The organism is uncultured Cyclobacterium sp. (assembly GCF_963976465.1).
Lineage (GTDB): Bacteria > Bacteroidota > Bacteroidia > Cytophagales > Cyclobacteriaceae > Cyclobacterium.
On sequence record NZ_CAXBOC010000150.1, the window covers coordinates 1 to 10,614 of the forward strand.

Here is a 10,614-nt window from a genome sequence, read left to right on the forward strand (position 1 = left end):
TGTGCTATGCTTTTAGACTTGCAGAAGCAAGAATTATCATTTCTCTCATTGGAGGGAGTTAACCTATCAATAACAATGAACTATACAGAAAATTACAAAGGAATTAAAGTTGATGTCCAATCAGTGAATATTGATATCAATAATGCTGTACAAGAGGAAATTCGTACATCCATAGACAAACTGTCTAAATTCACCCATGATATCAATGCTGTAGATGTTTATTTTAAAACAGAAGGAAGCGGGGGAAATGCGGTAAGCATCGTAGGTATGCGTGTGGGTATACCGGGACCGGATGTTTTTGCTGAAGAAAAAGGGGCACATTGGATTCCATTGCTAAAGGATGTAGTCGATAAATTGGTGCGACAATTAAAGAAAGCCAAATAATAAGTAAAGCTTCAGTCTCCACTCTAGATTAGAACTTAAGATCCAATGCTTAACCTGTTTAGAAAAGGCTGAAGTCTTTTACTTGCTCCCAAAAATGCAAGGCGTTTTCAGGAGAGATAACTACAATCACGAGGATTCCAAAGACCGCGCCATAGAAATGAGCATCGTGATTGATATTGTCTCCACCTGTACGACCTTTATAAAAAGCATAACCTAAAAAGAGTATACCCAATATAAATCCAGGTAGGCAGAAAATCCCAAAAATGCAGATGTCTGACAAGGGCATTAGAATGATACTTGCAAATACCGTGGCAGAAGTTCCCCCAGATGCTCCCAAAGCATGGTAGCTAGGATTGTCTTGCTCCTTAAGGTAAGTGGGTATATCTGCAATAACAATGGCAACAAGATAGAAAATCACAAAAACCACTATGCCTAATTCCGGACCAAAAGCATAATTGAAGTAAGACTCTACTACATTGCCGAAAAAATAAAAGGTGAACATATTGAATAACAGGTGGGTACCATCTTTGTGGATAAAACCCGACGTTAAAAATCTTCCATAGGCGCCATCAGCTTTTATAATATAGGGAGTGAACAAGTTTTTATTGATAAACTCCGGTTTTTTCCAACCGTAATAGGATGTCAGACAGGTAATGATAATAATGATTAAAGTTACAGATAAGTCCATGGTTCTATTTTTCTCTGTTGGCGAGATGCTGTGTTAAGTTTTGTAGTAATTGTAAACCTGTGGTATTTTTTACCTGCAATTCAGACAGCTGCTTGAAGCCTTTTTGGAAATAATTTTCCATTACAGCCATTGTTTTTTCTTTTATATGAAGTTGATCGTAGATAGTCGTTACTGCTTTTACCTTTTCGTCCGAGGAGAAAGATTTTGAATGAAGCCATTTTTCAAGCTCCTCTAGTGTGGATCCTTTGGCGGACTCTTTGGCTTTTACCAAGAGGTAGGTTTTCTTATTGGCAATAATATCTCCACCCACCTGTTTGCCAAATTTTTCCTTGTCGGCATAAACATCCAATAGATCGTCTTTTAATTGGAAAGCAATTCCAATGTTCATCCCAAAATCGTAAAGTCGCTTGGTGTCACTTTTGGGAGCTCCAGCCAAAATTGCACCGAGCTGAAGGGCAAATCCCAATAATACAGCAGTTTTCAAGCGGATCATGTTTAGGTATTCCTCTTCACTTACGAGTTCTCTGCTTTCAAAATTCATGTCGAGCTGCTGTCCCTCACAAACCTCGGCAGCGGTCTTGCTAAATAACTGTAAGCTTTCTTTCAAGTACTCAGGAGCAATTGACAAGAGTAGGTCATAAGCTTTTACCAACATAACATCTCCGGATAAGATGGCGGTGTTGTCATCCCATTTCTCATGGACTGTGGCTTTCCCTCTTCTCAGGGGAGCGTTATCCATGATGTCATCGTGCATCAGCGTAAAATTATGAAAGACTTCGATCGCAGCAGCAGGGCTTAGTACACTTTTATAGTCTTCCTTGTATAGGTTATAAGCCAGTAATGTGAGTAATGGACGTATCCTTTTGCCACCCAGGCCCATAAGATAGCTGATGGGTTCATAAAGTTCTTGAGGGTTTCCTTGAAGGTCAAGTTGTTGAATGTATTGCTCGAGTTTGGCTTTAATTTCCTCAAGCTGGTTTTCATTTATCATCGTTTACAAATTCCAAATCTATGGTTCTTCTGTCTATGTCGGTGCGCGTTACTCTAACCTCAACTTTGTCACCTAGGGTGATCATTCTTTTGTTCTTGGCGCCTATGAGTCGCATGTTTTTCTCATCAAAATCGTAATAGTCATCGGTTAGGTCTTGCACCCTTACCATGCCTTCACATTTGGTTTCAGAGATCTCTACGTATACACCCCATTCTGTTACTCCAGTAATAATCCCGGCGTAATCCTTGTCTTCTGCAAGTTTCATGTATTCTACTTGCTTGTACTTAATGCTGGCTCTTTCTGAATCTGCGGCCCTTTTTTCACGTTCAGAAGAATGAACACACTTTTCCTCCCAGGCCTGGTTTTCAGGTGGCTTCCCACCATCCAGATAATGTTGCAAGAGTCGGTGTACCATCATGTCTGGGTACCGCCTAATTGGTGAGGTAAAATGCGTATAGTGATCAAAGGCTAAACCAAAATGCTGTTTAGGCTCAGTGGTATATTTTGCCTTTGCCATGCTCCTGATGGCAAGTTGTTCAAGTATGTTCTGCTCCGGTTTACCAACGATCTCATCCATCAATTTGTTCAGGCTGTTGGATACTTTCTTCTCGTCTAGGATTTTGATTTCATGACCAAATTTCTTCGCAAAGTTCGAGAATGTCGCCAGCTTTTCCAGGTCAGGGTAATCATGAACCCTATAAACAAAGGTGCTTTTGCCTTTATTTTTATCGTAAATATAGGTGGCCACTGTTTTATTGGCCAAGAGCATGAATTCTTCAATTAACTTGTGAACGTCTTTTCTCTCTTTGATGATAAGCCCGGTGGGTGTTCCGGATTCATCAAGTTGAAATTTTACTTCTACCGTTTCAAAATTAATGGCGCCTTTTTTAAACCTTGCTCCTCTAAGCAACTTGGCCAGGGCATTGATTTTCAATAAATCCTTGGCGTAATCACCACTCTCAGCATCCATGTTTTCTTGTGCTTCCTCATAGGTAAACCGCCTGTTGGAATGAATCACCGTACGGCCAATCCAAAAATCCTTGACATCTGCTTGGTCGGTCATTTCGAAAACACATGAAAAAGTAAGTTTGTCTTCGTTGGGTCGCAAGGAACAGAGTCCATTGCTGAGCCGCTCGGGGAGCATGGGGATGGTTCTGTCCACCAAATAGACGGAGGTGGCCCTATCGTAAGCCTCTTTTTCCATCAGTGTTTTAGGCTTGACATAATGAGTTACATCAGCGATGTGAACACCTATTTCCATATTCCCATTGTCCAGATAGCGAAAGGATATTGCGTCATCAAAATCCTTTGCATCTGCGGGGTCTATGGTGAAAGTGTCTATGTCTCTAAAATCTTTCCTTTTTTTGATTTCTGCTTCCGGAATTACCTCAGAGATGTTCTCTGCTTCTGCTTCAATTTCCTCCGGATAGTCAAAGGGAAGTCCAAACTCAGCCATGATGGAATGAATTTCCACTTCATGGTCTCCGGCTTTACCCAAAACATGAATGATTTTTCCACTTGGGCTTTTGTCTCCTTCTTTCCATTCAGTAAGCTTTACCACTACTTTTTGGTTATGTTGAGCCCCTTCTAGGTCCGACTTCCTAACGAAGATATCGTGGTGCATCTTCTTAAAGTCCGGCACAACAAAGGCAAAACGAGGGGAAATTTCAACCCGACCGACAAATTCATCCCTGCTCCGTTCCATTATTTCCAAAACTTTGCCTTCTCTTCGATTGCCTCTACCCCTTTTGGGTAAAATCATAACCCTGACTTTGTCACCATCAAGGGCAGATTTTAAATCTGCTTCTTTGACCATGATGTCGTCTTCTTTCTTTTCTTGATTGCTAGGAATGACGAATGCAAACCTTGGATTGACGAAATCTACTTCACCAATAATAAACTCAGGTTCAGCTGTGGAGGAATAAAGATTTCTGGGAGTGCAACTGATTTTGCCTTCATCTATAAGTTCCCGCAGGGCAGGGTTTAAAAGCTTTTTGGTGTGGGCATCCCTAAGCACCAGTTTTTTGATGAGTTGTTTTTCGGTATAGGCTTCGCCGAAATTGTTGTCAAAAAATTGCGTTAATTTTAATTTTAGTTGTTCTATGTCAGTGGGCTTACTGCCCTTCTTTTTAAATCCTGATTTTTTTCTTCCTGATTTTCTTCCCATAAAAATGTCTTGTAATTATAAAGGTAAGGATATTTATTCTATTTAATGGGCCTTCCTTTATTGGTAATGTTATTGTAATGTTTAAACTGCAGGTGAATCGAGGTTAATAATTTCAAAGGACAGGTCTCCCGGTAAACCTTGATAGGCAAGGTATATTCTCGCTGTTACCTCTACATCCCTTAGACAATATTTACGGATATTGTCCAAATCATCCTCTTTGTAATATACGGTATTGACCATACTTCCATCGATGCCTTCCTTAGAACTAGGGATATCAAAAATTGTTGCAAGCAAATCCAGTCTGGTATAATGTTTATAATCTCCAAACTTCCACAGTTCAAGGGTGTCTAAATGCTTGATTTCCCATGGCTTCTTCCCGGAGATTTGCAAAACTTTCGGAAGGGGAATTTTATTAACCAGCATTCTTCTGCAGATATATGGGATATCAAATTCCTTGCCATTATGGGCGCATATACACCATGACTTCTTCTCTAGTAATTCCCTAAACTCCAATAAAGTTTCATGTTCTGTTATTCCGGCATAGGACTTGGTCCTATAGATTAGTTGATCCTCTTCCCTTTTATAGGTAAAATATCCTACGCCGATGCAGATGATCTTGCCGAACTCCGCGTAAATTCCTGCTTTTTCAAAGTAGAGTTCCGCTGCATCTCTTTCGTCCGTTTTTTGTAATTGAAGGGCCTTTTTTTTCCATTCTTCCTGCCATCTTTCCGGTAAATCTTCAAGATTTTCGACTCCGGAGATTGTCTCAATGTCCAGAAAAAGAATTTCATTCAAATGTTCGAAAAAATCAGCCATAAGCTTTAGGTGTGTAATATCCCATGCATGTCGAGTTCCGGAATGTAGGTCATGTGTTTGTCTTGCACACTGCCCGCTACAAATATAAACTTTTTGTCAAATATTTGGTCGAGTATATAGTAACTTACCCAAAATTCATTGTTCAATACAAATAAAGCGGGGTCAATGGCTTCTATTCTTACAAAACTTGTAGCCTCTAACTTGGCAATCACATGTCTCAATATAGAGGTTTTCTTCACCTCTCCGGATACTGTGCCGTAACCTTTTGCTGTTATCATTAAGGTTTCTAGCTCAATCAGGTTATTATTGATCAGGTAAACAGCCCAGCTTTCCCCTTTTTCAGTTTCCTCTTTTACAATGGCCATTTTCACACCGGTTACCGGATGAAATTTTATGTCTTTTTTCATTTTAATTCTTCACTTTCTAATAGTTCCATCCCAAATAATCGAACGATATGTGACTTTACTCTTTCCTTTACTTCGGGCATGGATATTTTTTTTCCCAGCTCCATTTCCATGGAGGTGACTGCTTTGTCACTGATCCCACAGGGGATAATATGGTTAAAATAACTGAGGTCTGTATTGACATTGAATGCAAATCCATGCATGGTCACCCATCTGCTGGATTTTACCCCTAATGCGCAGATTTTTCGTGGGTTTTTCTGATGAATATGGTCTAGCCAAACTCCGGTTAATCCCTCAATTCTGCCCGCTTCAATTCCATAATCTTCCAGTGTGGCAATTACTGCTTCTTCCAAATACCTCAGGTATTTGTGAATGTCTGTAAAGAAATTGTCCAGGTCCAGAATGGGATAGCCTACCAGCTGCCCGGGCCCATGATAGGTAATGTCGCCGCCACGATTAATGGGGTAATAACTGGCTTGAAATTTTTTCAGTCCAGCATCGTCCAAGAGTAGGTTCTCCGGACGGCCACTTTTGCCTAAAGTATATACATGAGGGTGCTCCACAAACAAGAGGTAATTGTCAGTGATTTGTGCCTGTTCAGGATCAAGTTTTCTGTTGTCAATTTTGGTTGCCACCGTTTGGGCAAATATTTTTTCTTGATAGTCCCAGGCCTCCTGGTAATCTTTGGTGCCTAAATCCCTGAAAATTAATTTTTTATTTATAAATTGATTCACCTTTTGCAATAGTTTTTTTCAAATATAGTCAATATCATACAATGGCTGAACACAATGACAAAGGAACCAAAGCCGAACAACTTGCCAAAGACTGGTTGGTGGCGAATGGCTACCAATTTATCACTGAGAATTACAGGTACAAGCATGCAGAAATAGATCTTATAATGGAGAAAGGAGGTATTCTGATCTTTGTAGAGGTAAAGTACCGCAGTGGTACAGGCTATGGATATGCTGAAGAATTTGTGGATTATCGGAAACGACAATTGATAATTAGGGCAGCAGACAATTATATATACGAGGAAGATTGGAAAAAGGATATAAGATTTGATATTGTGGGAGTTTATCAAAGCAAATCAGGAGGGATTGCTTTCAAGCATTTTGAAGATGCTTTTTATTGAGTGTGGTTATAGATCAAGTTTCCTTCCTTGTCCCATTCTGCTCTAATATATGGTTTGAAGCTATTGTTTAATGCCTCATTTTGGTATTGAATTTCGCGTTTTTTTACCGTTTTATCATTTTCCCTTGGCCAGTATTCTGTCCAAATACCGATGCGTTCACCAAATTTGTATTCACCTGCTACTGCTACTTGTCCATCCGGGTAGAAGTGAAAAAAGTTACCTTCTTCTAGGTCATATTCAATAGGTGTTAGCTTTTCAATCTTACGTTCCCCTCGGTTGTAATAAGTTACTCTGGATGCTTTTGGCCAACCTTCTGAGTAATGTTTCTTGTCCAAAAGAATGTTTTTGGTGTCAAAAGTCATCCACCGGCCATGTTTGGTGCCGTACATATACATCCCGGTTTCTACCACATTGTCCCCAATCCGCTTTTCGTAAGGACCATGCAATAAATAGCCCTTTGAAGGTAAAAATCCCCCATTTTTAATGGCTTTGTTTTTGGTGTCATACCAAAATATATCTCTGATATAGGGATCCGGCTTTTTATTCCTGGTGGTGTAATTGAAAAATTGATAGGTGATTTGGTCTCTGAAGCTGCTTTTGATCAGGGCTCTACTGGTTTTTTCACCAAAGTGGAAGTTTTTTTTCTTCTTTTTCCGCTTCTTCTTTTTTTCTTCTTTGAGCTCATCTTCTGCGTCAGAAAACAAAAGGATAGGGGTGGAGGTTGGGAGAAGTCTGTTTTCTTCTACTCCCGATGAGTCTACCTCTGCAGTAGCGGATTCTTCTTGTCCAATACTTACAAAAGCATTAAAAAACAGCATCACAGAAAATAAGTAAATGAGTTTTTTCATAACAATATTAAAACGAAAATACAGTCCGGATATTACCGTAAAGTGTAAAATCCCAAAATGTTCCAAGCAGTTAGTTAAATCTTCCGCCATTCAAAACTAGTCAAAGATTTAGGAATCGTTGTCATTATGCTTATTTTTGCAAAATTAAAAATGGAGATGGAAGGCCATCACTTGAAATGAATTTATCTATTGGTCTAAAGTTCCTATTAATCTGATTATCAAACGTAATTTAAATAAAATATAAATGAATTCCATCCTATCTGATCGTATAAACAATATGGAAGAGTCAGCAACGCTGGCTATGGCAAAAAAAGCCAGGGAATTAAAGACTCAAGGGATAGATATTATAGGTCTGAGCTTGGGTGAACCTGATTTTAAAACGCCTAAACACATACAGGAAGCTGCCAAGTCAGCCATTGATGAAGGCAAGTATTTTTCCTATCCTCCCGTGGCGGGTTATCAGGACCTTAGAGAGGCAATCGCTAAAAAACTAAGGGAGCAAAACAATATTGCGGAAGCTAAGGCAGAAAACGTTGTGGTTTCTACTGGTGCGAAGCATTCGATTGCCAACATCTTTATGTGCTTAATCAACGAAGGGGATGAGGTTATCATTTTCTCTCCATATTGGGTGTCATATTCAGAAGTGATCAAATTGGCCGGTGGAGTTCCGGTACTTATAGAAGGAAACCTTGAAAATAATTTTAAGGCCACAGCCAAGCAATTAGAAGAAGCCATTACGGACAAAACCAAAGCGGTGATTTATTCTTCTCCTTGTAATCCTTCAGGTTCTGTTTTCAGTAAATCAGAATTGGAAGCCATTGCAGAGGTTATCAAAAGCAAAGAAAATTTAGTGGTCATTGCAGATGAGATCTATGAGTTGATCAACTTTACCGGATCGCATGCAAGCATTGCTTCCTTCCCTGGCATGTTTGAGCGAACCATTACAGTCAATGGATTTTCTAAAGGATACGCCATGACCGGATGGAGAGTTGGGTATATTTGCGCACCTCTGTTTATTGCAAAGGCTTGTGAAAAAATTCAAGGTCAGTTTACTTCAGGTGGAACAGGAATAGCACAACGTGCAGCACTTGCGGGGCTTATTGGAGACCAAAAGCCAACAGAAGAAATGGCAGCAGCCTATCTTAAAAGAAGAGATTTGGTGTTGGAATTGTTGAGAGACATTCCGGGAATCAAGACGCACGTTCCTGAAGGAGCGTTTTACTTCTTTCCTGATGTTTCTGACTTTTTTGGTAAATCTGCAGGAGATCAGAAAATTGAAACGGCGGATGATTTTTGCTTGTATGTGCTGAAAGAGGCAAACGTATCTTTGGTTACCGGAGCAGCATTTGGCGCCCCTAATTCTGTAAGGTTGTCCTATGCAGCTTCTGAAGCTGAATTAAAAGAAGCGCTCAAGCGAATAAAAGAAGTTTTGGCAAAATTGAAATAATTTTTAATAAATCCCCGGACTTAAATCCGGGGATTTTTCTTAATTTCCAAGATGCAGGCAATAGTAATCACTCCCGTTAAAGATGCGCTCGAAGCTACACTAGAGACAATCCAAGCCATAACAGAAGCCAATGGAAATTATGAGTATTGGGTTTTTAATGATTACTCCACTGATGAAACCAAAAAGGCTTTGGAAAAAGCCAGCAGTACCAAAGAATTTAACTTGGTAAACCTTGAAGAGGTCACATCCAACCCTTCTCCAAATTACAAGACCGTCCTTAAGATTGCCCAGAAAAAAGCCCTTAAAGCGGGGGTTCCCTTAATTATTGTTGAGTCAGATGTGAAAGTAAATCGAGATACCTTAGAGAAACTTTTACATTTTGCACAGCAAAATCCCAAGGCAGGTTTAGTCGGTGCAATTACCCATGATGCAGAAGGAAAGGTTAATTTCCCCTACCTGAAATTTAAGCAGTTAAAAAGCAAGGAGCCCACTAAAACAAATCGTAGCCTTAGTTTTTGCTGTACCTTAATCAATAACAATTTTTTAGAGAAATACGATTTTACCGATCTGGATACCAGCAAAGATTGGTACGATACACACATCAGCCAAAAAGCCATTGCCCTAGGCTTTGAGAATTTTATTCTTCCGGAGCTTCCTGTTTGGCATAGGCCGCATGCCAGCAGACCTTGGAAGCAACTCAAATACAAAAATCCAATCCTCTATTATTTCCGCAAATGGTTTTTAGGAAAGGATAAGATTTAGTAATTGATTGCTGTCCGAGTGCTACAAACATTTTAATAATTTTTTATACACTCGATCACCTTTTTCTCAAATTGGATTATAAAAAATTTATTGAATAATGGAGTTTTTTGGTTCGAAAACGAAAATCTATAGATGAATTTGCCAAAACTTTTGCTCTTGTGATTGGATTCACATTTTTTAGAAATGAAGCTTTTTTTTAGGTATTTGAGGTAAGTTTTCATGATAAAGTGCTAATGTAATTTATATAATTATTTGAATAATAAATTATTTGTTTAATTTATAAGATTGAAGCGATGAGTAGATGATTTTCAGCCTAATAATATTTTTTATAATTAGGATCAAATGAATTTTATCGCTATCATTCCTATTTTATTGTTTTAATAGTTCAATTAAATCTCTGAATATATATAAATAGTGAATTGTAATATTTTGATAAAATTTCTATTCTAGCTAATGTTTAAGCTGATCTGAAAGGGGTTTTTAGGCGTTTCCTTAAGAGGTGAAATTTTGATTTGTAATTATTTCGTTAAAATATCGAAGTATACTAAGATTTTATTTTTGCTTTATTGCGCTAAATTATTGTATCTTTGTGATGGGTGATTAAGCAACTTTTTATACTTACTCTTTTTTTAGAAAATAATTGGAGGTTATTTCGAAATAATTTTTCCTAACCTCCCTTTCCTCTTTGATCTAATTTTCAGCTTTATATCTTGTTTTCATTAAATTGGAATAATTAACAAGTATTTATGAAATATAGCTTAGCATTTATCTTACTTGTTTCTACCCTTTATCTACCGGTATATTCTCAAAATACTGAAGACTCCAACGTGTATTATGAGACTTACCCTGATCAATTGGTGATACGAACCTATTTGTCAAGAAAGTATACCGGTTTGGGCCTTAATGTAGACGAGGTCCACTATTGGTACCGCCCAAACTCTACATTAAATATGGGAGTTGGAGCAACCTATGATG

11 protein-coding genes and 1 pseudogene are annotated in these 10,614 nt (G+C 38.6%); 5 read left to right on the forward strand and 7 right to left on the reverse strand.

Features of this window, described 5'->3' with window-relative positions; translation table 11 throughout:
• Window positions 1-75 precede the first annotated feature (75 nt).
• Window positions 76-384: an HPF/RaiA family ribosome-associated protein gene (locus AAC037_RS10190; RefSeq protein WP_339902905.1), complete on the forward strand. Its 309-nt coding sequence runs from the start codon at window positions 76-78 to the stop codon at window positions 382-384.
• Window positions 385-442: 58 nt separating this feature from the next.
• On the opposite strand, the gene AAC037_RS10195 is transcribed toward AAC037_RS10190, so the two are convergent.
• From AAC037_RS10195 to lipB, 6 genes are all read right to left on the reverse strand, one after another.
• Entirely contained in the window at window positions 443-1,072 is a 630-nt protein-coding gene (locus tag AAC037_RS10195; protein WP_339902895.1) for a rhomboid family intramembrane serine protease, read from the reverse strand.
• A 4-nt stretch (window positions 1,073-1,076) separates the two neighbouring features.
• Entirely contained in the window at window positions 1,077-2,063 is a 987-nt protein-coding gene (locus AAC037_RS10200) for a polyprenyl synthetase family protein (RefSeq protein WP_339902896.1), read from the reverse strand.
• Window positions 2,053-4,230 (reverse strand): ribonuclease R, encoded by a 2,178-nt coding sequence (gene rnr, locus AAC037_RS10205; protein WP_339902897.1) that lies wholly within the window; start codon window positions 4,228-4,230, stop codon window positions 2,053-2,055. Before rnr ends, AAC037_RS10200 begins: the two co-directional genes overlap by 11 nt.
• A gap of 81 nt (window positions 4,231-4,311) precedes the next feature.
• The gene (locus tag AAC037_RS10210; RefSeq protein WP_339902898.1) at window positions 4,312-5,046 is read right to left on the reverse strand and encodes a 3'-5' exonuclease; all 735 of its coding nucleotides are present in this window, start codon (window positions 5,044-5,046) and stop codon (window positions 4,312-4,314) included.
• A gap of 5 nt (window positions 5,047-5,051) precedes the next feature.
• Complete coding sequence (locus tag AAC037_RS10215; RefSeq protein WP_339902899.1) at window positions 5,052-5,453, reverse strand: hypothetical protein; 402 nt, start codon at window positions 5,451-5,453, stop codon at window positions 5,052-5,054.
• Entirely contained in the window at window positions 5,450-6,184 is a 735-nt protein-coding gene (gene lipB / locus AAC037_RS10220) for a lipoyl(octanoyl) transferase LipB (protein WP_339902900.1), read from the reverse strand. Before lipB ends, AAC037_RS10215 begins: the two co-directional genes overlap by 4 nt.
• Window positions 6,185-6,225: 41 nt before the next feature.
• Between lipB and AAC037_RS10225 the strand changes: the two genes are divergently transcribed.
• On the forward strand, window positions 6,226-6,582 hold the full coding sequence (locus tag AAC037_RS10225) for a YraN family protein (RefSeq protein ID WP_339902901.1): 357 nt from the start codon (window positions 6,226-6,228) through the stop codon (window positions 6,580-6,582).
• Here AAC037_RS10225 and AAC037_RS10230 read toward each other — a convergent pair.
• Window positions 6,576-7,520, reverse strand: a complete 945-nt coding sequence (locus AAC037_RS10230) for a hypothetical protein (protein ID WP_339902902.1) — start codon at window positions 7,518-7,520, stop codon at window positions 6,576-6,578. The two genes, AAC037_RS10225 and AAC037_RS10230, sit on opposite strands and share 7 nt — an antisense overlap.
• A gap of 154 nt (window positions 7,521-7,674) precedes the next feature.
• On the opposite strand from AAC037_RS10230, the gene AAC037_RS10235 reads away from it, so the two are divergent.
• The 3 genes and pseudogenes from AAC037_RS10235 to AAC037_RS10245 form a co-directional block, all read left to right on the forward strand.
• On the forward strand, window positions 7,675-8,877 hold the full coding sequence (locus tag AAC037_RS10235; RefSeq protein WP_339902903.1) for a pyridoxal phosphate-dependent aminotransferase: 1,203 nt from the start codon (window positions 7,675-7,677) through the stop codon (window positions 8,875-8,877).
• A gap of 51 nt (window positions 8,878-8,928) precedes the next feature.
• Complete coding sequence (locus AAC037_RS10240; RefSeq protein ID WP_339902904.1) at window positions 8,929-9,639, forward strand: glycosyltransferase; 711 nt, start codon at window positions 8,929-8,931, stop codon at window positions 9,637-9,639.
• Window positions 9,640-10,385: 746 nt separating this feature from the next.
• Window positions 10,386-10,614 (forward strand): annotated as a pseudogene (locus AAC037_RS10245) (signal protein); the annotation flags it as partial.